This is a genomic window from Serratia microhaemolytica (genome assembly GCF_004011885.1).
GTDB classification, from domain to species: domain Bacteria; phylum Pseudomonadota; class Gammaproteobacteria; order Enterobacterales; family Enterobacteriaceae; genus Serratia_G; species Serratia_G microhaemolytica.
Window position 1 is genome coordinate 46,096 of record NZ_SBEF01000002.1, and the last position, 26,399, is coordinate 72,494.

General features: G+C 52.1%; 23 protein-coding genes. 9 read left to right on the forward strand and 14 right to left on the reverse strand.

What is annotated here, in order from left to right; translation table 11 throughout:
• The first annotated feature begins 26 nt into the window (after positions 1-26).
• On the forward strand, positions 27-1,145 hold the full coding sequence (gene dnaJ / locus EOJ37_RS02200) for a molecular chaperone DnaJ (RefSeq protein ID WP_127957250.1): 1,119 nt from the start codon (positions 27-29) through the stop codon (positions 1,143-1,145).
• A 139-nt stretch (positions 1,146-1,284) separates the two neighbouring features.
• On the opposite strand, the gene EOJ37_RS02205 is transcribed toward dnaJ, so the two are convergent.
• Both EOJ37_RS02205 and EOJ37_RS02210 read right to left on the reverse strand, forming a co-directional pair.
• Positions 1,285-2,070: a PhzF family phenazine biosynthesis protein gene (locus EOJ37_RS02205; RefSeq protein ID WP_127957253.1), complete on the reverse strand. Its 786-nt coding sequence runs from the start codon at positions 2,068-2,070 to the stop codon at positions 1,285-1,287.
• A gap of 10 nt (positions 2,071-2,080) precedes the next feature.
• Positions 2,081-2,683, reverse strand: a complete 603-nt coding sequence (locus EOJ37_RS02210; RefSeq protein ID WP_127957256.1) for a LysE family translocator — start codon at positions 2,681-2,683, stop codon at positions 2,081-2,083.
• Between the two features lie 115 nt (positions 2,684-2,798).
• Here EOJ37_RS02210 and EOJ37_RS02215 point away from each other — a divergent pair, with 115 nt between their 5' ends.
• On the forward strand, positions 2,799-3,020 hold the full coding sequence (locus tag EOJ37_RS02215) for a YheU family protein (RefSeq protein WP_127957259.1): 222 nt from the start codon (positions 2,799-2,801) through the stop codon (positions 3,018-3,020).
• A 245-nt stretch (positions 3,021-3,265) separates the two neighbouring features.
• Positions 3,266-4,189 carry a L,D-transpeptidase family protein gene (locus tag EOJ37_RS02220; protein WP_127957262.1) on the forward strand — a complete coding sequence of 308 codons (924 nt, stop codon included), beginning with the start codon at positions 3,266-3,268 and terminating at the stop codon, positions 4,187-4,189.
• Positions 4,190-4,320: 131 nt separating this feature from the next.
• On the opposite strand, the gene zur is transcribed toward EOJ37_RS02220, so the two are convergent.
• A complete protein-coding gene (gene zur, locus EOJ37_RS02225; protein WP_127957265.1) occupies positions 4,321-4,794 on the reverse strand; it encodes a zinc uptake transcriptional repressor Zur in 474 nt (157 codons plus the stop codon).
• Between the two features lie 245 nt (positions 4,795-5,039).
• Here zur and cysG point away from each other — a divergent pair, with 245 nt between their 5' ends.
• Complete coding sequence (gene cysG / locus EOJ37_RS02230; RefSeq protein ID WP_127957577.1) at positions 5,040-6,455, forward strand: siroheme synthase CysG; 1,416 nt, start codon at positions 5,040-5,042, stop codon at positions 6,453-6,455.
• A 155-nt stretch (positions 6,456-6,610) separates the two neighbouring features.
• On the opposite strand, the gene zapD is transcribed toward cysG, so the two are convergent.
• From zapD to ppdD, 5 genes are all read right to left on the reverse strand, one after another.
• Positions 6,611-7,363, reverse strand: coding sequence for a cell division protein ZapD (gene zapD, locus EOJ37_RS02235; protein ID WP_127957268.1), 753 nt, complete (start codon positions 7,361-7,363; stop codon positions 6,611-6,613).
• Positions 7,363-7,983 (reverse strand): dephospho-CoA kinase, encoded by a 621-nt coding sequence (gene coaE / locus EOJ37_RS02240; protein ID WP_127957271.1) that lies wholly within the window; start codon positions 7,981-7,983, stop codon positions 7,363-7,365. Before coaE ends, zapD begins: the two co-directional genes overlap by 1 nt.
• Positions 7,984-8,257: 274 nt before the next feature.
• Entirely contained in the window at positions 8,258-9,457 is a 1,200-nt protein-coding gene (gene hofC / locus EOJ37_RS02245; RefSeq protein WP_127957274.1) for a protein transport protein HofC, read from the reverse strand.
• Positions 9,454-10,929 (reverse strand): type II secretion system protein GspE, encoded by a 1,476-nt coding sequence (gene gspE / locus EOJ37_RS02250; RefSeq protein ID WP_127957277.1) that lies wholly within the window; start codon positions 10,927-10,929, stop codon positions 9,454-9,456. The genes hofC and gspE overlap by 4 nt, the downstream gene beginning before the upstream one ends.
• 8 nt (positions 10,930-10,937) lie before the next feature.
• The gene (gene ppdD, locus EOJ37_RS02255; protein ID WP_127957280.1) at positions 10,938-11,375 is read right to left on the reverse strand and encodes a prepilin peptidase-dependent pilin; all 438 of its coding nucleotides are present in this window, start codon (positions 11,373-11,375) and stop codon (positions 10,938-10,940) included.
• 371 nt (positions 11,376-11,746) lie between these two features.
• Between ppdD and selA the strand changes: the two genes are divergently transcribed.
• From selA to exaC, 3 genes are all read left to right on the forward strand, one after another.
• On the forward strand, positions 11,747-13,138 hold the full coding sequence (gene selA / locus EOJ37_RS02260; RefSeq protein ID WP_127957283.1) for an L-seryl-tRNA(Sec) selenium transferase: 1,392 nt from the start codon (positions 11,747-11,749) through the stop codon (positions 13,136-13,138).
• A complete protein-coding gene (selB, locus tag EOJ37_RS02265; protein ID WP_127957286.1) occupies positions 13,135-14,988 on the forward strand; it encodes a selenocysteine-specific translation elongation factor in 1,854 nt (617 codons plus the stop codon). The genes selA and selB overlap by 4 nt, the downstream gene beginning before the upstream one ends.
• Positions 14,989-15,377: 389 nt before the next feature.
• The gene (gene exaC, locus EOJ37_RS02270) at positions 15,378-16,907 is read left to right on the forward strand and encodes an acetaldehyde dehydrogenase ExaC (protein ID WP_127957288.1); all 1,530 of its coding nucleotides are present in this window, start codon (positions 15,378-15,380) and stop codon (positions 16,905-16,907) included.
• Between the two features lie 151 nt (positions 16,908-17,058).
• On the opposite strand, the gene yjiA is transcribed toward exaC, so the two are convergent.
• The 3 genes from yjiA to EOJ37_RS02285 all read right to left on the reverse strand — a co-directional run bounded on the left by yjiA (position 17,059) and on the right by EOJ37_RS02285 (position 20,591).
• Complete coding sequence (yjiA, locus tag EOJ37_RS02275; protein ID WP_127957292.1) at positions 17,059-18,021, reverse strand: GTPase; 963 nt, start codon at positions 18,019-18,021, stop codon at positions 17,059-17,061.
• Positions 18,022-18,038: 17 nt separating this feature from the next.
• The gene (locus tag EOJ37_RS02280) at positions 18,039-18,242 is read right to left on the reverse strand and encodes a YbdD/YjiX family protein (RefSeq protein ID WP_127957579.1); all 204 of its coding nucleotides are present in this window, start codon (positions 18,240-18,242) and stop codon (positions 18,039-18,041) included.
• A gap of 195 nt (positions 18,243-18,437) precedes the next feature.
• Positions 18,438-20,591, reverse strand: a complete 2,154-nt coding sequence (locus EOJ37_RS02285; protein WP_127957295.1) for a carbon starvation CstA family protein — start codon at positions 20,589-20,591, stop codon at positions 18,438-18,440.
• Positions 20,592-21,218: 627 nt separating this feature from the next.
• On the opposite strand from EOJ37_RS02285, the gene EOJ37_RS02290 reads away from it, so the two are divergent.
• Positions 21,219-22,997, forward strand: a complete 1,779-nt coding sequence (locus tag EOJ37_RS02290; RefSeq protein ID WP_127957298.1) for a sodium:solute symporter family transporter — start codon at positions 21,219-21,221, stop codon at positions 22,995-22,997.
• Between the two features lie 142 nt (positions 22,998-23,139).
• Here the strand turns inward: EOJ37_RS02290 and rof are convergent, their stop codons facing one another.
• Both rof and EOJ37_RS02300 read right to left on the reverse strand, forming a co-directional pair.
• Positions 23,140-23,403 carry a Rho-binding antiterminator gene (gene rof / locus EOJ37_RS02295; protein ID WP_127957301.1) on the reverse strand — a complete coding sequence of 88 codons (264 nt, stop codon included), beginning with the start codon at positions 23,401-23,403 and terminating at the stop codon, positions 23,140-23,142.
• A complete protein-coding gene (locus tag EOJ37_RS02300) occupies positions 23,390-23,590 on the reverse strand; it encodes a YaeP family protein (RefSeq protein ID WP_127957581.1) in 201 nt (66 codons plus the stop codon). The genes rof and EOJ37_RS02300 overlap by 14 nt, the downstream gene beginning before the upstream one ends.
• Positions 23,591-23,803: 213 nt before the next feature.
• On the opposite strand from EOJ37_RS02300, the gene nlpE reads away from it, so the two are divergent.
• Complete coding sequence (nlpE, locus tag EOJ37_RS02305; RefSeq protein ID WP_127957304.1) at positions 23,804-24,502, forward strand: envelope stress response activation lipoprotein NlpE; 699 nt, start codon at positions 23,804-23,806, stop codon at positions 24,500-24,502.
• A 110-nt stretch (positions 24,503-24,612) separates the two neighbouring features.
• Here nlpE and EOJ37_RS02310 read toward each other — a convergent pair whose 3' ends face one another.
• The gene (locus EOJ37_RS02310; RefSeq protein ID WP_127957582.1) at positions 24,613-26,316 is read right to left on the reverse strand and encodes an AsmA family protein; all 1,704 of its coding nucleotides are present in this window, start codon (positions 26,314-26,316) and stop codon (positions 24,613-24,615) included.
• Between the last annotated feature and the right edge of the window lie 83 nt (positions 26,317-26,399).

A 26,399-nucleotide genomic window follows, 5' to 3' on the forward strand; every position in this document is an offset into this window, starting at 1 on the left:
CACGTATATTAAGGGTTAGTGAAATAATGGCGAAAAAAGATTATTACGAGGTTCTCGGCGTCGCCAAAACGGCAGATGAGCGTGAGATCAAAAAAGCATACAAACGTCTGGCGATGAAATACCACCCTGACCGCAATCAGGAGCAGGATGCCGAAAGCAAATTTAAAGAGATCAAAGAAGCCTACGAGATCTTATCAGACGATCAAAAGCGAGCCGCCTACGATCAATACGGCCACGCTGCATTTGAACAAGGCGGCATGGGTGGCGGCGGTGCAGGTGCCGACTTCAGCGATATTTTCGGTGATGTGTTTGGTGACATCTTTGGTGGTGGACGCCGCCAGCGCGCCAGCCGAGGTGCCGACTTGCGCTATAACATGGAACTGACACTGGAAGAAGCCGTCCGTGGTGTCACCAAAGAGATCCGTATTCCGACTCAGGAAGAGTGCGATAGCTGCCACGGCAGTGGCGCCAAACCCGGCACCTCTGCCACCACTTGCCCGACCTGTAATGGTCACGGCCAAGTACAGATGCGCCAAGGTTTCTTCGCGGTACAACAGACCTGTCCGCACTGCCATGGCCGTGGTCAGATCATCAAAGATCCGTGCAACAAATGCCACGGCAGTGGTCGGGTAGAGAAATCGAAAACCCTGTCCGTCAAGATCCCTGCCGGGGTAGACACCGGTGATCGTGTACGTCTGGCTGGTGAAGGTGAAGCCGGTGAGCGCGGGGCACCCGCCGGTGATCTGTATGTCCAGGTACAAGTGAAAGCGCACCCGATCTTCGAGCGTGAAGGCAACAACCTCTACTGCGAAGTACCGATCAATTTTGCCATGGCTGCACTAGGCGGTGAGATCGAAGTACCGACCCTAGATGGCCGGGTCAAACTAAAAATTCCTACTGAAACGCAAACCGGCAAACTGTTCCGTATGCGCAGTAAAGGAGTGAAATCGGTGCGTGGCGGCAGTGTAGGTGATCTACTATGCCGCGTAGTGGTGGAAACACCGGTCAACCTAAATGACAAACAGAAGCAACTGTTGAAAGAGCTGGAAGAGAGCCTGAACGGCTCTTCCGGTGATGAAAACAGCCCTCGCTCAAAAAGCTTCTTCGATGGCGTGAAAAAGTTTTTTGATGATCTAACCCGCTAACCTTCCGGCTAGCGCATCAACCGCGCCCGCAGTGATCAACACTGGGGCGCGGCAAATCGATACCCGCCCTCTGTTTTGCCGTAACAGCATCCGCGCTTAACGACTGAAATGCACTCCCCTGCTTGACCTGGCTGGAGTATTAAAGTGCCAGCGTGCCGCGCAAAAAGAGCTGTGCATACCCGCCCAATAGCACCCGATCGCGCAACAACTGGCAGAACAGCTCACCACCGCGTGCGGATAACTGCTTAGCATGTAATGTGTTACGCCCCAATCGCTCAGCCCAATAAGGCAACAACGTACAGTGTGCTGAACCAGTCACCGGATCTTCGCTGCCATCTAGCGAAAAATAGCGCGAAACAAAGTCGACCTGCTCACCTGGTGCCGTCACTATCACCCCGCAACCGAATTGTGCAATCAGATGGCGGATATCAGGCTGCAACTGCCGCACTTCCGCCTCCGTTGCCAACACCACCATCATCGCTTTCGCCTGCCACACCTCCAACACCTTGGCACCCAATAACGCGCTCAGTTGTGCCGGTTCACTGATGCGCTCGGCAGGACGTGCAGGAAAATCGAGCTGCAAGCGCTGCGCATCCGCCTGATCACGCGTTACCAGTAACTCACCGCTGGCTGAGAGAAAATGGCACTGTTGCAACTGCATTGGCTGCAACACATTAAGCAGCACATGAGCGGTTGCCAACGTAGCATGCCCACACAAATCGACCTCACGATTGGGAGTAAACCAGCGAATACCGTATTTGCCCTGCTCCGGCCAGACAAAGCTGGTCTCTGGCAGTGACAACTCATTGGCAATCTGCTGCATCCGCGTGCTGCTTAATGGCTGACTCAGTAGGCAAACACCGGCTGGGTTACCGAGTAAACCCTCGCCAGTGAAAGCATCAACATGAAAATAGTTCTCACCCATTACATTCTCCTTAGTGCCAAATTAGTAATACGCTGACCGCCGTTAACAGCCCCATAGTCAGATTGAACACCCGCCAAGCACGCCGACTGGCTAATAAACGACCAATCAAACTCCCAAATGCCAGCCAAATCATGCCGGCAACCAAATTCACCAACAGCATGGCAACAGCAATTGCCACGATAGAAGAGAGATATGCTTCGCCAGGCAGCGTGAAACTACTGACCGCGCCTAACGCCATTAACCACGCTTTAGGGTTCAAAAATTGCAGTAACCAACCTTGATAGCAGCGCATCGGCTGGCGTGGTGTGTTGCCCGCCTGCAAGGTCTGATAACTTGCCGTCGCCACCTTCCACGCTAACCACAACAGATAGAGACTCCCTGCGATCTTCAAAAACAGATGCAACATCGGATAAAGCAACAACAAGCCACCAATCCCCAACGCCACCAACAGCAAAATTGACTGCATTCCTAACATAATGCCAATCATCAACCAACCAGAGCGGATAAAACCAAAATGAGCCGCTGAAGTGGTCAACAACATATTATTTGGCCCTGGTGTAATCGCGGCGACCCACAAGAACCCTAACAACGAAATAAACAAACTCAGTTCCATACTGGGATGCCCTTTGATAGCCCTGTAACCCCTTAGCAAGATACCTTTAGCCTGCAACGCTAGCAACTTGAGTTATAATGCCGAGTAATACGCCTTTGTCTGGAGCCAACCGATTGTGATCATTCCCTGGCAGCAACTTGAAACCACAACTCTCAACAACCTGATTGAATCTTTTGTCTTACGGGAAGGTACCGACTACGGTCAAGATGAGTGTTCGCTACAACAAAAAGTTGATGATGTACGCCGACAGTTGGCTAATGGGGAAGTGGTGTTGGTGTGGTCTGAACTACACCAGACAGTCAATATCATGCCGCGTACTCAGATAATCAACAGCTAAAAATCACCTTCCATTTCAGTTTTTTACAAAATTTCATTTGTCACAGGTACATCTGCTCACAAAAAAATGTGATCTTGGTAACGGTAACATTTCCATCTTAGTGACTAGAGACCCTATAATGCCAATCCGGTCAGCCGTAGCCAACGCGGTCGTTGCGTTAAGACGGTTATTGCGTTAAGTCACCAAAGCACACCGGGCAACACCAATGTTAATCATAGCCAGTGTGGCTACTACTTTGATAAAAAATGAAAATGAGCACTCGCACATTACTGACACTTGTTACCCTTCTGGCAACATTCAGCCAGGCAGCCTTTGCTATTGTCTACCCTCTTCCGGCAGCCAACAGCCGCCTGATTGGTGAAAACATCCAGATCACCATTCCTGCAGACAATAAATTACCGCTGGAAAGCTTTGCTGCTGAATACCAAATGGGGCTAAGCAACCTGATGGAAGCGAATCCGGGGGTTGATCCCTTCCTGCCGAAACCGGGCAGCACCTTAACCATCCCGCGCCAGTTGATCCTGCCAGACACGCCGCGTGAAGGTATCATCATCAACAGCGCCGAGATGCGACTGTACTACTACCCGAAAGGCGGCAAGTCGGTGATTGTGCTGCCAATCGGCATTGGTCAGCTAGGCAAAGATACCCCGACTGACTGGGTCACCACGGTTCAACGCAAAAAAGCCGGGCCAACCTGGACACCGACAGCCAAAATGCGTGAAGAGTATGCGGCTGATGGCGTAATACTGCCGCCGGTGGTTCCTGCTGGCCCTGACAACCCGATGGGACTGTATGCGCTCTATGTTGGCAGACTGTATGCGATCCACGGCACCAACGTAAACTTCGGTGTCGGCCTGCGCGTCAGCCACGGTTGTGTGCGGCTACGCGACGATGACATTAAATATCTGTTCGACAGTGTGCCAGTTGGCACTCGGGTGCAGTTTATCAACGAGCCGGTAAAAGTCACCATTGAACCGAATGGCGCACGCTATCTGGAAGTACACCAACCACTTTCAACCAACAAGCAAGAACAGCAATCGAGCAAACCACTGCCGATTAAACTCTCTGCTGGGTTAAGTGCGGTGATCAACGATTTAAGCGTCAATCCGCGTGAAGTAGAAGCGGCGATCAACGCGCGCTCAGGTATGCCGGTGAAAGTGAGTTACTAAAACCCAACCTATTGTGCCAGCAGCCGTTTGTGGCGACTGGCACAACATGCCAACCAGAGCCGACTGCAATAGGCTGCCCACGGCAAATGATGTTGCCAACAAACACCCCCTAGCCAACCGCTATCACACGCTCAACAACCGTCGCTACAGGCCGAGGCTACTGCGTTGCAGTTTGCACAGACACCACGTGCCTCCACCACACTTTGCGTTAGAACAAACCCCTCCTCTTGCGCTAACTGCTGCAAATTGTGCGCGATCCCTTCACTGGTTCGCTCCATCACCTGTCCACAACGGTCACAGATAAACAGTGCCGAGATATGTGATGGCTGCTCAAAATGGTGACACAGCACATAGCTGTTGGTGGATTCGACACGATGAATAAAGCCCTGCTCAAGCAGAAAATCAAGCGCACGGTAGACTGTCGGTGGCTTTGCCTGTGGTTCAGACACACGCAGCAGATCCAACAGATCATAAGCACTGATCGCCCCAGACTGGTTAATCATGAGACGTAATACTTGCAGCCGTTGCGGGGTTAGCCGCACATTGCGCTGCTGACAAAGCTGTTCAGCCTGCGCGAGTAGCTGTTCCGGTTTTGTTCGCTCCACACTCACTACCCACTTTGTGCCCAATAGACGAAGAGCGCAATGTTAGCACGGTTGACGGCGTTCGCCGAGTGTGAAGCTGGTTTCTTCAGCACAACACCAAGGATAAAACCTCGCTGGCAGCGATGATCAACCTATCGAACGCCCGATTTGGTATTCTCTGCTACCTCAAGTTACGGCATCATGGCCAAGTTACTGAAGCATTAACTGATAAGCTTACCCAGCAAAGCGGTGTTAAGGATGATCGAATGGATTACTTACCGATTTTTTGCCAACTGAAACAGAAAGCCTGTCTACTGGTCGGTGGTGGTGAAGTTGCAGAGCGCAAGGCGCGGCTATTACTGGCAGCCGGTGCGCAATTGACAGTCAATGCACTTGAATTCAGTACGCAATTTCATCACTGGGCCGAACAACAGCAACTGACTCTCGTCAAAGCACCATTCAGCAGCAACCTACTGGCCGGGAAATGGTTAGTGATTGCCTGCACCGACAGCAGCAGCATCAACAATCAGGTTTACCATGCCGCCAATCAGCAGCAGATCTTCTGCAACGTGGTTGATGATGCGCAACACACCAGCTTTATCATGCCCGCCGTGATTGATCGCTCGCCACTGGTGATCGCGCTCTCCTCCGGCGGTCGCGCCCCGGTATTGATCCGCCAACTGCGTGAAAAACTGGAAGCACAACTGCCACAACACCTTGGGCAACTGGCAGAACTGGCCGGCACACTGCGCCAACGAGTGAAACAACAGTTCAGCAAACTGACCGCGCGACGCCGTTTCTGGGAACGCTTCTTCACCCATCAGCACCTAGCACAATCACTGGCAAACCGCGACCAGCAACAAGCTAACCAGCAGATTGAAAAAATGTTTTCGCAACATTGTGTCGATCATGGCGAAGTAGCATTGGTAGGCGCTGGCCCTGGCGATGCAGGCTTGCTGACATTGAAAGCACTGCAACAGATCCAGCAGGCCGATGTAGTGGTCTACGATCGCTTAGTCTCAGCAGAGGTCATGGCGCTGGTGCGGCGCGATGCAACGCGTGTTTTTGTCGGCAAGCAGCCCGGCCAACACTGCATCACCCAAGAGAAAATTAACCAGACGCTGTTAACACTCGCACAGCAAGGATTACGCGTCGTGCGTCTGAAAGGCGGAGACCCATTCATTTTTGGTCGTGGTGGTGAAGAGTTGCAGGCGTTAGCCCAAGCGGGTATCCCGTTTAGCGTTGTTCCCGGTATTACTGCCGCATCCGGCTGCTCCGCCTACAGTGGTATCCCCTTAACGCATCGTGACCACGCGCAGAGCCTCTGCCTGATCACTGGCCACACCAAGCAAGATCGCCAGCTCAACTGGTCACAACTGGCCAACACACAGCAGACACTGGTGTTCTACATGGGGTTGGCTCAAGCGGCAGAAATTCAGCAACAGCTACTTGATCACCGCATGCCGGCATCAACCGCCGTCGCGCTGATCGAGAATGGCACGACACGCCAGCAACGGGTGGTAGTAGGCAGACTGGACCAATTGACTCTATTAGCCAATCAGGTAGTAAGCCCTAGCTTGATTATTATTGGCAATGTGGTTCAGTTACGACAACAACTCAACTGGTTTCATGGTGAACAAGATGATAGCGCAGTGACGCCGATGGTCAGTTTGTTGCGATAACGCTTCTCCGGTAAATGCGCCGGTTCTGTCACAAATCTATTTGCTGTAATAATCCTGCCGCCTCGGGCAACAGCCTTGTCCACCTGGCGGCAATCACATTGATTACTGAACCAAAGCTAGGCGAGATCCACTCTGTCATTCACAACTTCGCTAGGCTAACAACAGGCTAACTCCAAATCCAGCCGTTCAGGTACCAGACCATTCTCATTATCCAGCGGCAGAAAACGAATGGCATAACGTGTCTTATGACCGGAAATCTGTGGATAGAGCTGATGGACAAGGCTAATACGCAGCCGCAACAGATCCGCCCCCTCTGCATTATCCTGGAAGAATCCGTTCATACTGGTTTGATTACGAAAAGCTCCCGCCTGACGCACTAAACTTAATACCAGTGTCAACGCCCTATTCAGCGGTTCCAAAGTACGCAGCCAGCCTACCACTTCAGCATCACGTTCATGCTGGGCAACGTGCATCCAGATATGTAACGCCGGAAGATCAAAACAGCAACAACCACCAGGAATACTGAGCCGCTGGCGCACCAGACTGATCAGGCGATCTTCACGTAACGCTTGCCCCATTCGCGGCGCTGACATTAATGAGGTTGCGCTGTCCTTCAATTGTTGACGTAATTGATCCAGCAATTGCATATCCACACCCGGCACCTGCGACCACTGCTGCAACTTCTGTTGCTGACGTTCGAGTTCTTTTAATAGCTCGGTGCGCACATCTCCACGTTCCAACACATCCAATAAATCTGCAATGGTACGGAAGAATGACAATACTACGGTGGTTTCATTTAGGCATTTTTGGCCATAAAGCTGCTTCAGTAAAAACTCAAGCCGCAGCCAAGTGCGCATTTTTTCATTAAGCGGATGTTCAAAGAGAACGGTTGGTGATGTATCACTCATTAAATTTTCTCCTTGTCGTGCTGCAATGCGGCCAAATCACAATAGCGACGGTGCAATGCCGCCACCGAACTATTGAGCGCCTGCACGGTACTGCTATTCTGGATAATATCATCCGCAACAGCGAGGCGTTGTTCACGTGTTGCCTGAGCAGACAAAATCGCCATCGCCTGTTGCTGACTAATGCCATCCCGCGCCATCGTTCGTGCTAATTGTGTCTGCTGGTCGACATCCACCAGCAACACGCGGTCGGCCTTGGTTTGTAATCTATTTTCCACCAGCAACGGCACTACCCATAGTGCATAAGCGCTACTGGCTGCTTGCAACTGGCTCTCTGTCTGTTGTGCAATCAACGGATGCAGCAGTTGTTCCAGCCACACTCGCTGTGCCGGTGCACTAAAAATACGTTGTCGTAATTCTAGTCGATTTAGAGAACCATCGTTCAATAATATTTGCTCGCCAAAATGTGCGGCAATAGCAGCTAATGCAGGTGTGCCCGGTGCAACTAATTCACGGGCAATCACATCAGCATCAACTACAGTGACACCCAAATGCGCAAACGCCTCGGCGACAGTCGATTTACCACTACCGATCCCGCCTGTCAGCGCAACAATATAGACCATAATAGGAGCACACCCGATATTCAGAAAAAAGCATATCCACACGTCATACTTCAAGTTGTCTGAATGTTAGCGGCATCAATGCACCGTCGCCACACAGTGGCAATCATGATGACTGGAGTGACAGCGTGGTTATACTGCCAACAACTTCCAGGGTTACCGCTTACGGACCACTCGAATTATTTAACATATGAAGATCATAAGACGTCGCTGAAAAAGTGCAAGCTAAGGAGTATTTCGATATTTTAAATAACGCAGACGATTAGGCTGCAAACTTTTAATTCAATACATTACCCAACTGAAATATCGGCAGATACATGGCAATCACCAACGCACCGACAATTGTGCCAATCACCACCATTAACACCGGTTCTAACGTTTGTGCCAATGTATCGGCTAACTCTTGTGTCTGTTGCTGATGCCACGCTGCCAGTTTAGCTAATAAGCTATCCAGGCTTCCCGACTCTTCACCAACACGCACCAATTGCTGACACAATGGCGGAAACAGCTTCTGCTGTGCCAGCGCATGGTGAAACGGCTGCCCCTGGCGCAGTTGCTGTTCAATCGTCGCCAGCGCTTGTCGGTAAAATAGGTGGCTGACCGAGAGTTGTGCTGCGGTAAGACCGGCCACCAGGGTTAAGCCGGCTTGTTGCGTCATCGCAAGAATGCCAAATATCTGGCTCAAGCAATTGCCTTTTATCAGTGAGGACAACAGCGGCAAGCGCAACAGTAACGCCTGCTCACGCTGCTGCCAGGCGCTAATCGGATGTAAACGTCGTAGATAGAGCAGAGCCAAGCCAACTGACAGCAGCAGCAAATAGGGGCCAAATGTTATCAATGTCTCCGAGAGTGACAGTAGTGCTTGGGTAAACCACGGTAACGGTGCAGAGAACGACTGGTACACCTTGGCAAATTCCGGTAACACCATTACCAGCATCAGAATGGTGACTACCAGGGCAACCAGGCAGATAAATAGCGGATAGCGCAGCGCTTTCACCACTTTTTTATGCAACTTGTGCTGTGCTTCCTGCTGTTGTGCCAACTGTAGGCAACAGCGATCCAAGTTACCGGTCAACTCACCGACAGCGATCAACTGGCGATAAATCAGTGGAAAGACCCGGGGATACTCAGCGATCACGGTTGAAAAAGGTTGCCCAGTGGCAACACGCTGACTCACTTCGCGCAACAAACAGCGCCAGGCCGCTGATTGATGCTGTTGTGCCAACAGTTGCAACCCATTGACCAGCGGCAGTCCAGCCTGCAATAGGGTCGCTAACTGGCGGCTAAACTGGATCATCGCATCACCACGCCACTGACGACTGCTAATCCGCTTACCGGCGCTGACCTGATAGGGCTGCAACCCCTGCTGAAGTAACTGCTGATAGAGTTGATGTTTCTCTGTCGCCATCAACTCACCCTGCTGCAAAGCGCCCTGACTATCGATAGCCTGCCAGCTATAGAGGCGTTGAGGCTTCACGTTGCTAGCCCCGCTTCAGCATGGCTACCCACCACTCGGTATACCTCTTCCAGTGAGGTGATCCCCTGAGCGGCCAATGCCAACCCCGACTGCAACAAGCTCACTTGCCCTTGCTGCTGTGCCACTTCCGCTAGCGTTAACAGCGTGGCATTCTCGATCAGTGCAGTTTGCACCGTGGGCGTGATGGTAAGAAATTCATAGATCCCTGTGCGTCCATAGTAGCCAGCAAAGCACTGTTCACAGCCGACCGCTTGCCAGGCCAGTAACGGGGTTGGCCAAATCGCTGCGGGAAAATGGTTCGCCTGCGGGTGTTGACGTCGGCAGTGAGGGCACAGACGCCGTACCAATCGCTGGGCGATAACCAGTTTCAGGCAAGCTGCCAACTGATAGCCTGGAATCCCCATCTGGGTTAGGCGGGTCAATGTTTCACAACTGGAGTTGGTATGCAGCGTTGATAGCACCAGGTGCCCAGTCTGTGCCGCTTTAACGGCGATTTCCGCCGTTTCTGTATCACGGATTTCGCCGATCATAATCACATCGGGATCCTGACGCAGCAGCGCACGCAGTACTCGGGCGAAATCAAGATCGGTTTTGCTGTTGATCTGAGTCTGATTGATACCAAATACGGGGATCTCGATCGGATCTTCAACACTGCACAAATTACGCTGCGCATTATTTAATTGGCGTAGTCCACTGTAGAGCGTTACCGTCTTGCCACTACCGGTTGGACCAGTCACCAAGATCATCCCCTGTGGGCTGGCCAGGATGCGGGTAAAACAGGCCAGTTCTGCTTCGCGCATGCCCAGTTGCTCCAGCGGTAATTCCTGATTGCTGGTTTGCAAAATACGCAATACCACTTTCTCACCATGCAGTGTTGGCAGCGTAGAGATACGCATCGAAAAATGGGTGTTATCAAGTTGTACGCTCAATTGACCATCTTGCGGCAAGCGGCGCTCCGCAATATCAAGTTGTGCCATGATTTTCAGCCGAGCGGTGATCGGTGCCGCCAACGATAAACTTGGGGAACTGATGGTTTGTAGCACACCATCAATGCGCAACCTAACCCGCAATGTCTGCGGGTAAGGCTCGAAATGTACATCGGAAGCCCGCCGCTGGATTGCGCTGCGCAACGTCTGATTAATAAACTGTACTACCGGTGTGTCACTCTGATCATTCAATGATGCCTCGCGATCACTGTAACTCTCGCTGATCACCGGCTCCGCTGCCGGCATACCCCCTGTGTGCTCTGGATTGCGCCTCAATTCACTGTGACGACTCAGTTGTTGCTCCAGACGTGCCTGCGACCACTGCTGCACCACAATATTTTTTCCGGTCGCGAAACGTAGCGCATTGAGTAGACTGGTTGGCACCTCTCCTTGTAACGCGATGGTCAACTGTTGTTCATCCTGGCTAATCGCCAATGCTTGATAGCGTTGACATAGCATATGAATTTCGCTGTTAATTTCCTGCATCGCTACGCTCACTTCCCGGCTTCATCAAAGCGAAACACTTCTTGGCAGGCTTCCTGCTGCTGGCTGTTACTGCTGCTGCACTCACGGTGCCAGCGTAGATAGCCGTTCGCATCGACTGTTGGCGTCACGGTCACCGTTAACCCTTGCAGGTTTTGCGCCCCAAGCAGGCGGATCACCCCCTGTTTCACCTCGGTACTGCCGGTATAGCGTGATGCTGCTCCGGCAGGGATCCCGTTACTGCCGGCATCGCAACCTGTTACAGCACCACTTTCCAACGCACAAAGCGCTACGGCCATTTTGTAGGGCACCATCGCCTGCAACATATCGGTCAATGCTGCCTTTTGCAGGTAGCGTTGATAGGCTGGAATGCCGATCGCGCTCAGCATGGCAATAATCGCGATCACTACCATCAGTTCGATCAGGGTAAAACCACGTTGTGTTGTCATCTGCTCTCTCCTGTGACTTTAGAGAGAGCAGATTAAAACCGGCACAACGCCCCGGCGAGTGTAAGATCAACAAACTGCGTAGCGCCTCCCGCACAACTTACACCCGTTGCCAATTCACAGCAGAGTCTGCGTGCGGCATCACAACTGCGCGCAAAACGGACGAGTAATGCGACACGGTTGATTAATCTGCGCGTAAGCGTTACAGCTAAAAACAGGACGGTGAAATAGCGCTGATAAGCTGGTTAAACCGCACTGCTATTCAGCTCACTGCCGTTGTGGCGTAAGATGTCGCTAAAAAGTGCCAGCCGCTCAGCCATTCCGTTCTGTTCGGCTCAATTTGCCGCTAACCCGACAGTGAATACAACACGCTCATGAGTAGTCAATCTCAACAACTTTACAGTCAGCTACCGGCGATTGATCGCCTGTTACGCCATGATGCTATCACGCCGTATGTCACGCAGTATGGGCAGACACTGATCAGTGATCTGCTGCGTCAAATGCAGGCAGAAGCGCGCGATGCGATAAAACACCAGGAGCAGTTGCCTGCCTGGAGCCAGGATTGGCCCAAAGAGCTGCAACACCGTCTCGACAAACAGCAACAATCAGCACTACGCCCGGTGTTGAATCTCACCGGTACCGTGCTGCACACCAACTTGGGGCGCGCACTGCTGGCACAGCCTGCCGTTGATGCGGTGGTGCAAGCAATGCAGTGCAATGTGACGCTGGAGTATGACTTGCAAGGGGCTGGGCGTGGGCACCGCGATCGAGCGGTTGCTGATCTGCTCTGCCAACTGACGGGTGCAGAGGATGCTTGTATCGTCAACAATAATGCCGCTGCGGTGCTGTTGATGCTGGCTGCGGTCGCTGCAGGGCAACAGGTGGTGGTTTCACGCGGTGAACTGGTTGAGATTGGCGGTGCATTTCGTATTCCAGATGTGATGCGCCAGGCAGGTTGCCAGTTGATCGAGGTCGGTACCACCAACCGCACGCACTTAGCCGATTATCGTACTGCTGTTGCTGAGCAGACAGCACTGTTGATGAAGGTACACACCAGTAACTATCGCATTGAAGGGTTTACCGCTGCGGTTGATGAGACCGAGTTGGCCGCGCTGGGACGTGAACTGGGTGTGATCACCGCCACCGATCTTGGCAGTGGCTCACTGATCGATATGACGCAGTATGGCTTGCCGGCTGAGCCGATGCCGCAACGTCTGATCGCCGCCGGTATCGATCTGGTAACGTTCTCGGGGGACAAGTTGCTTGGTGGGCCACAGGTTGGGATTATTGTCGGTAAAAAAGCGCTGATTGCCCGGTTACAGCAACATCCGTTAAAACGAGCACTGCGCGTTGGCAAGATCACCTTGGCGGCACTGGAGGCGACACTGCGCCTGTATCAGCAACCGGAATTACTGCAACAACAGTTGCCAACTTTGCGCCAGCTCACCCGTGCGCCCGAACAGATGCAGCAGTTGGCACAACAACTACAGCAGCAGCTTGAGCCACAGTTTGGCGATCGTTTTGTGCTCGCCGGTGAAGCTTGCTGGTCGCAGATTGGCAGTGGGTCGTTACCGGCTGACCGCCTGCCAAGTCATGCGCTCACCTTTACGCCACGCGACGGTCGGGGCGCTACGCTGATGGCGTTAACACAGCAGTGGCACCAGTTAGCACGACCGGTGATTGGACGCATCGCTGACGGTAAATTGTGGCTGGATCTGCGCTGCCTGGAGAGTGCAGAGCAACTGTTGGAGGCACTGAAGGGATGATTATTGCAACTGCCGGTCATGTGGATCACGGTAAAACGACGCTGCTGCAAGCGATCACCGGTGTTAATGCCGATCGTCTACCCGAAGAGAAACGCCGTGGTATGACCATCGATCTGGGTTATGCCTACTGGCAGCAGCCTGATGGCCGGGTGCTGGGTTTTATTGATGTTCCCGGGCATGAGAAATTTCTGCCCAATATGCTGGCAGGGATTGGCGGTATCGATCATGCGTTGCTGGTGGTCGCGTGTGATGATGGCCTGATGGCACAAACCCGCGAGCATCTGGCGATTTTACGGCTCAGTGGTCGAATACCGCTAACGCTGGTACTGACTAAGGCGGATCGGGTCGATCAACAGCGCATTACTGAAGTGAGCCAGCAGTTGTACGCCGAGCTGGCGCGGCAAGGCTGGCATGATGTGCCGCTGTTTGTTACTGCCGCCAGTCAGCAACGCGGCATTGATGCACTGTGCCAGCATCTGTTGTCGCTACCCGCCAGCAATCAGCGTCAGACGCAGCGTTTTCGGCTGGCGGTTGACCGCGCATTTAGCGTCAAAGGCGCAGGCCTGGTGCTGACCGGTACCGCATTGGGAGGTTGTGTCACGGTCGGCGATAATTTGTGGCTGACGGGAGCTAATCTGCCGGTGCGTGTGCGCGGGCTACATGCACAGAACCAGGCGGTTGAGCAGGCGGTCGCGGGTCAACGCATTGCGCTCAATATCAGTGGTGATGTGCAGAAACCACAGGTGGCGCGCGGTGACTGGTTATTAGCGCAGCAACCGGCATTGGCAACCGAGCGTGTTCTGGTCGCGATTGAGGCCGATAGCCCACTGCAACACTGGCAGCCACTGCATATTCATCATGCAGCCAGCCATATCACTGGCCGCATTTCACTACTGACCGATCATTTGGCCGAACTGATGCTTGATCGTCCGCTCTGGCTGGCAGAGAACGATCGTCTGGTGCTGCGTGATATCAGCGCACGACAAACGCTGGCCGCTGCGCGCGTGCTGCAACTCAGCGCACCGAAACGGGGTAAACGGCAACCCGCTTATCTTGCTTGGCTGACAGCACTGGCTAATGCTGAAAATGATCAACAAGCACTGGCGCTACGGCTACCCAACGGTGCGTTCGATCTGGCCAGCTTTGCTTGGGCACGGCAGTTAACCTCTACTGGGCTACAGCAACTGCTCAGTCAGCACTCACTACTGATCGCTGGCGGGTGGGCCTTAGCGCCCGATAATGCTCAGCAACAGCAGCAGAAGTTGCTGCAAGTGCTGGCGGACTACCATCAGCAACACGGCGATCAGCTTGGGCTAGGACCTGCTCGGTTGCGACGTATGGCGCTGCCAACGGAAGCGGAAGCGCTGGTGTCACTAATGATTGACCAATTACTGGCGGCCGGTAAGTTGCGTAATACACGTGGCTGGTTACATCTGCCAGAACATGGCTTGGCCTTTACGCCACAGCAACAAGCGCTATGGGAACGGATGGCGCCACTGTTTGATCAGCAAGCGTGTTGGGTGCGCGATCTGGCATTGACGCTGGGTGAGCCGGAGCAACAGATCAGAGCGTTACTGCGTAAGGCGGCACAGCTCGGTTATGTCAGTGCTATCGTTACCGATCGCTACTATCTTCAGTCGCAGATTGAACAGTTTGCTGCGCTGATCCGTGAACGACATGTTAGCCAAGGTAGCACCAGTGCCAGTGATTTTCGTGATCAACTCGGTATTGGTCGCAAACTGGCTATCCAGATCCTGGAGTTTTTTGATCGTAGTGGTTTTACACGCCGCAAGGGCAACCAGCATCTGCTACGTGACAGCGCTCTGTTTAGCGAACAACATGCCGAATAACCCATAGGCTAGGTATTTGATTTAAATAATGTGACTCTGCTCTCAGGCTGAACGATTGACGTTTTGTTATTGCCATTATTCAGTTATCTTCTTTGTGTGTTCACACCGTGCCGCGCGGTAGATAACAGCCGTATCCAGTGGCGGCGGCATCAGGCAGTTTAGCAACCGGATCGGTTGGGATCGCTGTATAGCGCATGGTTTATCCGTCAGTCATGGTGCTATTTAGCATAACCGCCTGAATACTCGCGCAATGAACATGATCAGTTTGGGTATCAAGATGTTGCCCGCTCCGACCTTTTTGCCTGCACACCTCACAGTACACAGGCTCGCCGCTGAATTGCCCGCTGCCATAAGGTAGCAGGCTGATGTTGGTAAATAAGGAGATACACATGGCGAATACCACCCATATCACCCCGCAAGGCAAGACATTTTCCCTACAGTTAAAACCTCGTTATGACAATTTCATCGGTGGCAAATGGTTGCCACCCACACAGGGCGACTATTTTACCAATCTCACTCCCGTCACTGGAGAAGCGCTGTGTCAAGTCGCCAACTCTTCCGTTGAGGATGTTGAATTAGCCCTCGATGCGGCTCATGATGCCAAAGCCGCTTGGGCAAAAATGTCGATCCCGGCACGTGCCAGTCTGCTCAATCAGATTGCTGATCGCATGGAGCAGAATATTGATCTGCTGGCAGCCGCCGAAAGCTGGGATAATGGCAAACCGATCCGTGAAACAACTTACGCCGATGTGCCGCTGGCGCTTGATCACTTCCGCTACTTTGCTGCCTGTATTCGTGCCCAAGAGGGTGGGATCAGTGAGATCGACGCAGAAACCGTTGCCTATCACTTTCATGAACCTCTGGGGGTGGTGGCGCAGATCATTCCGTGGAACTTCCCGCTGCTGATGGCTTGCTGGAAGCTGGCACCGGCGCTGGCAGCAGGTAACTGTATTGTGCTGAAACCCGCTAAACTGACTCCGCTGTCGGTGCTGGTATTAATCGAACTGATCCAAGATCTTCTGCCACCAGGCGTGCTCAACCTGGTCAATGGTGCCGGTGGCAAGATTGGTGAATACCTCACCACCTCGAAGCGGGTAGCCAAGGTTGCCTTTACCGGTTCAACCGAGGTGGGGCGGCAGATCATGAACTATGCCACCAAGAATATCATTCCGGTTACGCTTGAGTTGGGCGGCAAGTCACCCAACATTTTCTTTGCCGATGTGATGGACAAAGAGGATGCCTTTCTCGATAAGGCACTCGAAGGCTTTGCGCTGTTTGCCTTTAATCAAGGTGAAGTGTGTACCTGCCCGAGCCGTGCGCTGATCCAGGAGTCAATCTACGAGCGCTTTATTGAGCGTGCAATTAAACGGGTAGAGAGTATTCGTGGCGGCAATCCGCTCGATTTCAATACTCAGATGGGGGCTCAGGTTTCAGAAGAGCAGATGAAGACTATCCTCAACTATATTGAGATCGGTAAAAAAGAGGGGGCAAAACTACTCACTGGCGGCGAATGTCGTGCAGAAACAGGCAGGCTAGCACAAGGCTATTACCTGCAACCGACGGTACTGTTTGGTAACAACTCGATGCGGGTATTCCAAGAGGAGATCTTCGGGCCAGTATTGGCCGTCACCACGTTTAAAGATATCAACGAGGCGATCGAGATTGCCAATGATACCGAATATGGCCTCGGTGCCGGTGTCTGGAGCCGCAATGGCAACATCGCTTATCAGGTCGGGCGCAGTATTCAGGCCGGCCGTGTCTGGACTAACTGTTATCACCTCTATCCAGCACACGCTGCTTTTGGCGGTTACAAACTCTCCGGTATTGGTCGCGAGACCCACAAAATGATGTTGGAGCATTACCAGCAGACCAAGTGCCTGTTAGTCAGCTACTCCGAACAGCCACGCGGCCTGTTCTAGCCGCTCTCGGCTATTTTGCTGTTGCAAACAAGCCGAAGCGGCAAACAAAACCGGCAGCCAGAGCAACTGCCGGTTTTGCTATCTCAGCAGCAAGTATCCGTGGTTCAACAAGCGGGGATGAAAATGATAGCGGGTTGCGGTTTTTGCCCGATCAATCCAGTGCCGCAAACTGGGCGCGGATCTCCTCTTCAGGCAGATCGATACCAATAAACACCATAGTGCTTAGCCGCTCCTCCTCCGCTAACCACGGCCGATCCCAGTCGGCGTTATAGAGCCGCTGTACCCCTTGGAACAGTAAGCGCCGAGGCTCCTGTTTGATCGACAAAATGCCTTTGTAACGCAGTAAATTATCAGCAAACTTGACCAGCAGTGACTCCATCACTGCTGAGATTTGCAGTAAATCAAGCGGCTGGGCGTGATAGACCACAATCGACTGAATGTTGTTCTGTGGGGTGGCGATACGCCGAAATAGCGCGGGTGCAGCGGTCACCTGTAACCGGTCGTTCAGCACAAAGCCTTCGATATCGAACAGTAAACTTAAATCGATCTCCCCATGTGTGACCGGATAAATCGGCGCGCGTGCGTTCATGCGTTGCAAACGTTCGATCAGTGCTTGGTTATCGGTGGCGATATCAGTTTTGGTCAACAAAATGCGATCCGCATAGCCGACTTGAGCCTGTGAGATAGTGAACTGGTTGAGTTGTTGATCGGCATGAACTGCATCGACCAGGGTGATGATGCCATCCAGCAGGAAACGCTGGCAGATCACCTCATGCGAGAAAAACGTCTGGGTGATCGGGCCAGGATCGGCCATACCTGTACACTCAATGATCAGTCGATCAAATACCAACTGGCCCTGATCGACACCATCGATCAGATCGAGCAGCGCATCCGCTAACTCATTAGAACGGCTACAGCAGATGCAACCGTTGCTCAATGTGGTAATACGACTGGCGCGATCGCCAATCAACGCCTGGTCGATCGGCACTTCACCAAACTCATTCTCAATAACGGCAATCTTATAACCGTGGTTTTCATTCAGAATATGGCGTAATAGCGTGGTTTTGCCTGCACCGAGAAAACCGGTCAGGATGGTGACAGCAATCGGTTTCATAGATCTCACTCACATGATTAGCAGCAGCGGACACCGCCTTTTCCATCAGCACCGTAACGCGCATCCTGACGCTCACGGAAAAACTCCTGATAGGTCATTGCCGGTTTATCGGGGTGGTTTTCTTTCATATGTTGCAGATAATTATCGTAATCAGGTATGCCAACCAACATGCGTGCCGCCTGACCCAAATATTTACCTGCCTGGCCAAGGTTGCCAAACATCATCACTCTCCAATAAGGAAATTAGCCTACGGTTATCGGCATGAACAGATCAACAGAGGTTGACCATAGACTCTCGATTCCCCTTCCAGTCTCGCCCGCTGAGCGAGACTGGAAGGGGTAATGTCGACGTTCGAGCATTACCCCAAGCACCACCCAACATAATGTGCATCATATCAGGTGGCGTTCAAATCACCTTTAATGGTGAGAAGAGATCTTCACGCCACCTTCAGGAATTGCCACATATGGCGTTTCCTGATCAGTACGTTTTGGATTTTTCCGTGCAGCCATTGCGGTCTTAATACCGAAGCAGATGATGCTGTAAACCACCAGCAGGAACAACACACTCAAACCGGCGTTGGTGTAGTTATTCACCACGATGTGGCTCATGTTGGCAATCTGCTGTTCAGTCAGGTTAGCACCACCTTCAGCAATTCTGCGGTTGTATTCGCGCGCCAGGTAGAGGAAACCTTCCAGTTGCGGATTGTTGCTGAACAATTTCAGCCCCAGTGCATAGGTGGTACAGATCAGCAACCAGATCGCTGGCAGCATGGTCACCCAGATGTACTGGCTACGTTTCATCTTAATCAACACGACAGTTGACAGTATCAGCGCCACGGCTGCCAGCATCTGGTTAGAGATACCAAACAACGGCCACAGGCTCTTAACGCCGCCAAGCGGATCAACCACCCCTTGATACAGCAGGTAGCCCCACAAGCCAACACAACCAGCAGTACCAATAATACCGGCCACCAATGAGTCGGTCTTCTTCAGGAACGGGACAAAGTTACCCAGTAGATCCTGTAGCATGAAGCGACCAGCACGTGTACCTGCATCGAGCGCCGTTAAGATAAACAAGGCTTCAAACAGGATGCCGAAGTGATACCAGAAGCCCATATTAGCGGCTGGGATGATCTGGTGGAACACGTGGGCAATACCAACCGCCAAGGTTGGGGCACCACCAGCACGGTTCAGTACTGAAGGTTCACCGATATCTTTTGCCGTTTGCAGGATCTGCTCTGGTGAGATAACGAAGCCCCAAGAGCTGACTGTTGCCGCCGCATGAGTGGTAACATCACGCAGCGCTGCCATGATCATTGCGCCATCTTCACTACCCAGACGATGCAGATCAGGCATGGTGATGCCGAGTGCTGACGGTGGGGTATTCATCGCGAAGTAGAGGCCTGGTTCGATGATCGAAGCCGCTACCAGTGCCATGATGGCAACAAAAGACTCCATCAGCATCGCACCGTAACCGATGAAACGTGAATCGGTTTCGTTAGCCAGCAGTTTAGGGGTAGTACCAGAAGAGATCAGCGCGTGGAAGCCAGAAACAGCACCACAGGCAATGGTAATGAACAGGAATGGGAACAGCGCACCTTTCCACACTGGGCCAGTACCATCAACAAACTGAGTGACCGCAGGCATCTTCAGCTCAGGATTGAGGATCACAATCCCGATGGCCAAACCAACAATAACACCAATCTTCAGGAAGGTTGCCAGATAGTCACGTGGTGCCAGGATTAACCAAACCGGCAGCAGTGCGGAAATAAAGGCATAACCGACCAGAGTAAAGGTGATGGTGGTCGCTTTAAAGGTCAGTGCTGGGCCCCAGTATGGATCATGAGCCACTACGCCACCAAACCAGATCGAAGCGATCAGCAGCAGGATACCAATTACCGACACTTCACCTACCCGGCCAGGGCGCAGGAAGCGCATGTAGATACCCATAAACAGCGCGATTGGCACAGTGGAGCAGACGGTGAACACCCCCCACGGGCTTTCGGCCAGTGCTTTCACCACGATCAACGCCAGCACCGCCAGGATGATGATCATAATCAGGAAGCAGCCGAACAACGCGATGGTACCAGGGATTGGCCCCAACTCTTTCTTGACGATTTCACCCAGAGAAGCACCGTTACGGCGTGAGGAGATAAACAGCACCATGAAGTCCTGCACGGCTCCCGCCAATACCACACCGGCTAACAGCCACAAGGTGCCTGGCAGGTAACCCACTTGCGCTGCCAACACTGGCCCAACCAATGGCCCAGCACCAGCGATTGCGGCAAAGTGGTGACCAAACAGCACATTCTTGTTAGTTGGCACATAGTTAAGGCCGTCATTATTAATCACTGCCGGCGTTGCACGGGTGGCATCCAGCCGCATCACTTTGGTTGCGATATAAAGGCTATAGTAGCGATAAGCCACCATATATACCGCTACCGAAGCAACAATAATCCATAACGCACTAATGGTTTCACCACGGCGCAGCGCGACCACGCCGAGGCAGGCAGCCCCAACGATGCCAAGCAGCATCCACGGTAAATGTTTCAAAATACCCTCGCGTTTCATGAGGTTTCCTTAATTCCAGTCTGCAAAAATTTAAGTAACAATCCGAAAGTAACAATCTAATTAAAATTGCAATCCAATTAGTTAGAAGATCTAGGCCGATACTGGCCTGCTGTCGGACATTTTAATCTACCTAACGGACTTGATACTGCCGCCGCTCGGCAATCGAAGCCCGTTGGGTAGCACACTCTGAACCCCTGGTTAGGGACAGGTTTAGGAACAGCTCATCATCGCTAGTATGGGGAAAGGAATACACCTGATTTTGGGTTAGCGGCTACATACGCGGATGAACGGTTAGAATTGCGGGGTGAGTGGTGTCGATTATCCGAACCATTACTTGCTTTTTTGCGGTTTCACGGCTACGCCCTCATTCCTTCACAATAAACCCACTACTGTTGCAACAGTTAGCATTGATTAAAACAATGTTTCATAAAAATGAGATCAACATCTCAATAAGTGAAAATTTGCCTCGCTGCTGCTCTCTTTTGCAATCTCGATCACGTAAAAAATAAAACAATGTTTCTAAAATTAGTTTCGTATTTAATTTTTTTTGTAAAACACCTCGTCAGTATTATGCGTTAACCAATAGCCAATGAGGTGATTTGCATCGACATGGAGCCTTAACGCCTTATGAATACTGATATCCTCGTGGTTGCAGGCTACTTTACCCTGATGATCTTTATCAGCGTTGCCTTTAAAAAAATGGCGAGTAAGTCCGCCAGTGACTACTTCCGTGGTGGCGGTCGGATGCTGTGGTGGATGGTTGGTGCAACCGTGTTTATGACGCAGTTTTCCGCTTGGACTTTCACCGGTGCAGCCGGTAAAGCCTTTAGCGATGGCTTTGCCGTCACCTTCGTGTTTTTGGGCAATATTTTCGCCTATATCGCGTCTTACTGGTGGTTTAGCTACCGTTTTCGCCAAATGCGCGTTGATACCCCAACCGAAGCGGTTGAACGCCGTTTCGGCAAAACCAATGAGCAGTTCTTCACTTGGGCGATTATCCCACTCAGTGTGCTCAATGGCGGCGTTTGGCTGAATGGGCTGGCGATCTTCGTTGGTGCCGTGTTTGGTTACGACATGACGACAACCATCTGGGTGACCGGCATTTCGGTACTGCTGATCTCAATGATCAGTGGCGCTTGGGGAGTGGTAGCCAGTGACTTTGTGCAGACATTGGTGGTCGCTGTTATCTCTGTCGCCTGTGCCATTGTGGCGCTGGTAGCCGTCGGTGGGCCAAGCCAGATCATTGAGCAGTTTCCCTCAGACTTTATCATGGGGCCTGATATGAACTACGGCGTGTTGCTGGTTGGTTCATTTCTGTTCTTTCTGGTTAAACAGTTGCAAAGCATCAACAATATGCAGGAATCCTACCGCTTTCTTAATGCTAAAGATTCCAACAATGCACGTAAAGCCGCCTTACTGGCAATGACGCTGATGGTGTTTGGCGCACTGATCTGGTTTGTGCCGCCTTGGGCAATGGCGATCATGGCGCCGGATGCCGCCGCCGCACATGCTGAACTGGGTAACAAAGCCAACGATGCTGTCTACCTGGTGTTTGCTGAACGCTACATGCCGTTAGGCACTGTGGGGCTGCTAGTGGCAGGGTTGTTTGCTGCCACCATGTCTTCGATGGATTCCGCGCTCTGCCGTAATGCTGGTATCTTTGTGCGCAGTTTCTGGGCACCGATTGCCTGTCGCAATAAACCCATGAGCGAAGCGAAGACCTTGCGCGTCAGCCAATTTGTCACCCTGGTGAATGGCATTCTGGTGATATTGATTGCTCAACTGTTTGCTCAACTAAAAGGGTTGAGTCTGTTTGAACTGATGATGCGCGTTGCTACGTTGTTGCAGTCACCGATCCTGGTGCCGCTATTCTTCGGCATGTTTGTGCGTAAAACGCCAAAATGGGCAGCCTGGAGCACCGTCTGCTTTGGTATGCTGGTCTCTTGGTTAATCATGAGCGTTTTTACTGCTCAATGGTGGGCAAGCCTGTTCAATGTCACGCTGACTAAACGTGAACTGTCTGAACTGACCACCACCATTACCGTTGCCGCACACCTGTTCTTGACCGGTGGATTCTTCTGTGCGACCACGCTATTTTACCGGCCACAGCAGTTTAGCCAGCAAGAAAGACAACGTGCCGACGACTTTTTTGTGGATGTCGAAACCCCAGTCATCGCTGATGACCAACAGGATAGCTTTGATCGGATGCAGCGTAACAAACTGGGCCACATTACCCTGATGATGGGAACCGGTCTGATGTTGATGGTGCTACTGCCCAATCCACTCTGGGGGCGCGTGCTGTTTGCCATCTGTGCAGGTTCAGTATTACTGATTGGCTACCTGCTGAAACGCAGTGCCGGCAGTGCAGAAAAGAGTCGTGCTGTTGCGACACCAGAAGTGGCTTAATGTCACTCAGTATGCTGTTGATGCTGCTGTGCTCAGCAGCACTCAAGAGTTAATGACGATCATCTGATCAAAACACATAAAAAAGGCAGCGATTACGCTGCCTTGCAATACCTAGTTCTGACAATGCCTGACGCTACCGCTATCAATCAGACAAGCTGACCACCACCGTGCCGATCTTCGGATGACTAAAGCTCTTTATATGATCCAAGCGCAGTTCGCGCTGGCTATTGTTTTGTTCAATAACCAAATACTCAACGCGCTTTTTCTGTAGCAGATCGATAGCCCTGGACTCTATCACCTCTCCGTCGCGCAATTCTAACTTCAGAATCCATTTATGCTGACAGGCGAGTTCTAAATTATCGTAATCATCGCAATTGATGGGTTGGTACTCATCATTCATCAACATAGTCGCTCACCAATAGATTAGCGGCGGCAAATGCCGCCTGTTCCCTCACGCTGCTGCTGAGTTGGCTATTTGCTGCCACTGCATCCAGCGCCGTTAACGCACATGCTATCGCATCCGGCACGTACCCGAGCGTGCCACTGCCAATCTCGGCATAGAAACGACGCACTAACTCACAATATTGTTGCACATTATCCTCCTCTTCCTCCTTAGCGAACACTGCACATCTCTCATGCAGTGTGTCTTTATGCAGGTTGTGATGAGGTACTGGCGTTAGGAGTTATACCCTATCCAGACGACTATAGCATAGCTTATTGGTGGCCTGAATTTGCTTTTCACCGCTTGCCGGTATGTGTCGCGGTTTGGGTATATACTGTGGGTGTCAATAACACACAGTTGGAGAATGATTGTGAAGAGCCTTAGAATTGCGCTACCACTGCTGATGGCCGCTGGCCTGTTTTCGTTACAGGGGTGCCAACATCAATCCTCATCTCAGGTGCAACCGGCAACACAGCAGCAGAGTTACCAGGGGGTGCTCCCCTGTGCCGACTGTAATGGATTGCAAACTTCGCTATTTTTAAACCAGGATGGCACCTTTGTGCTACAAGAGACTTACCTAGCAACCCGTGATGGTGATCAGGTGTTCACCAGCTACGGTCAGTGGCTACGCAGTGCGGACAAAATTACACTGACGACCAACAGTGGCGATAAACGCCATTTTCGTTCAGAAGGCAACGGGCTGCGGATGCTCGATCGCAACGGAGAAGCGATTCGCTCTGAGTTGAACTATCTGCTGCTACCCGTCAGTGCTGCTTTACCTACCGCACTGGTCCCATTAACTGGCCTCTACACCTACATGGCGGATGCCGCCATTTTTGAGGATTGTGCCACCGGTAAAATATTCCCAGTTGCCAATACTGCTGAATTAGAACAGGCTTATCTGGCCGCGCGCCGCGAGCCAGGTGATGCCGTTTTTCTAACGATTAACGGTTTTTTCCAGGTACGCCCTTCGATGGAAGCCGGTAGAGTGCAAACCGTGCTAGTACCGGAGCGAAACGGCAAATTCAGGTTCGATCGCAACCGTAGCTGCCCGAAAAAATAGTCACTTACCGTCATAAACACCAACAGGTTACGGCTCTTGCCAAGCTCCAGCGGCTTTATTCCCCCGCTGGAGCGGATTAACACTGTGACTCAACAACAGCGAACCCAGCACTAAGGTAGCCGCTGCTCCAGTTTTTGCCCCTGCTGATTAACCGCCTGTAACTGCCCTTGTAGCGCAGCTTTGAAGCCACGCTCACCATTGAGTTCACCACTGAGTTTCAATTGTAAGCTGCCGGTACCGCTCAACGGGATCGACTGCCACCCCCACTGTTCCAGCAGTTGCAACCCCACCGCCCTACCAGCCAAAGCAAGCGTAAACGGTTTGCCGATCCCCTGCCCGACCTGCGCTGTCGCATCCAGCATGCCATAAGGCTGGTGAGCGCTGTTTTCCGCATCTGATTGCCGGCCATTGGGGGTAAAAGCACTCCATTCCGTCACTTGGATCTTCTCTGCATCGGCGGTTAGTGCCAGCGACGGACGGCGTAACTCCACTTTATTAAGCGTGGCATCACTGGCGTTTAGCCGCAATGCACCAGACCAGATACCCCAACGATGATCACGCACTAGCAGCAGATCATCAGCATCGCCTTCTAACGCAGTCAACTGGAATGGAAATGTCGGATCGGTATCCATCAGCAAATTATTGCTGGCATTCAGTTTACCAATCTGAACCTCTGCCAACCAATCTGGCAGTGGCTGTAGCCAAAGCGCACGCCAGTTCGTCGGTAAGCGGTACTCCACCCCCGCTAGCACGAGCTCATCAAGCTGTAAACGACGATCAGTAGGCGACCAAGCACCGGAAGCACGCAGCAACCCGCCCGCCCAGCGCGTGGTGAACTGCTTGATGGTGATCGCCTGCCCAGTAAGTTGCAAAGTGGCAATCGGATCGACCAGGTGGATATCACCACTGACCATATCGCCAGCGCTGAAGCTGACTGCGCCCTCGCTACTCAGCCAATCACCCTGCTGCAAGGTGATATTTTTTAGCGTCAGATCAAAATTATTGGCCGCCCACCCGTCGCCTTGCAGTTGGGCCTCGATCAGATCAAAACGTTTTAAGGTGATCGGCGGAAGTGCTGCCAATTGCTGTCGAAGCGCGTTCAGGCTACTCGGTGTCTGCCAACGCACATGACTCAACCGTAAACGTTCTACCTGCCAGTGACCATCCGCATTACGTTTAGCTACCCCGGTTAATTCCCCCCGCGCAATATTGGCACCAAAGTTATGCAGCAGCAGTTGTTGATCCGGCTGCATCTCGCCCTGCACCAATACCTGACCAAGGCTGACACCATTCAACTGTAGCGATGCGGCGCTAAACTGAAACTGGCTATTGCTGGCTAAATTCTGTGCTGGCTGCCACGGGTGAATACCTGCATCAACATCCTGAGCCAAAAGTTGTCCGTGATCGCCGCTGGCCTGTAGCGTCATATGATTCAGTTGCAGTAGATCGGCGCGCAGTGATGCCGCATTGGCGGTTACGTTATCCCAGGCCACACTGCCGTTATGCAGTGTGATTTTGCTAAAAGAGAGCGGTTGCTTCAGTTGTCGTGGGCTGACAACCAGATCAATCTGAGCGGCGGTGACCATTGGCAACTGATTATCGCTCACCAGTTGTACCCCCAATAGCGTAATTTGATCTGGCTGCTGCCAGGAGTGAGAGAATTTTTCTACTGTTAACTGGTAAGGTGAGTGCTGACTAATCCAGCGGCTCAACCAGGGCGCTGCCCAATATGTCTGCGCCAGGAAGTAACACAGCACCACTGCCAACAACATCAGTAGCAGTAATGTCAGTAACAGTTTTCCGATCAATTTCATCATGAAAATTCACAGCGTGTAGAAAAGATGCACTCTTTATGCCGTAATTAGCTGCTCATCTCAAGCTAATAACTTGACGTATA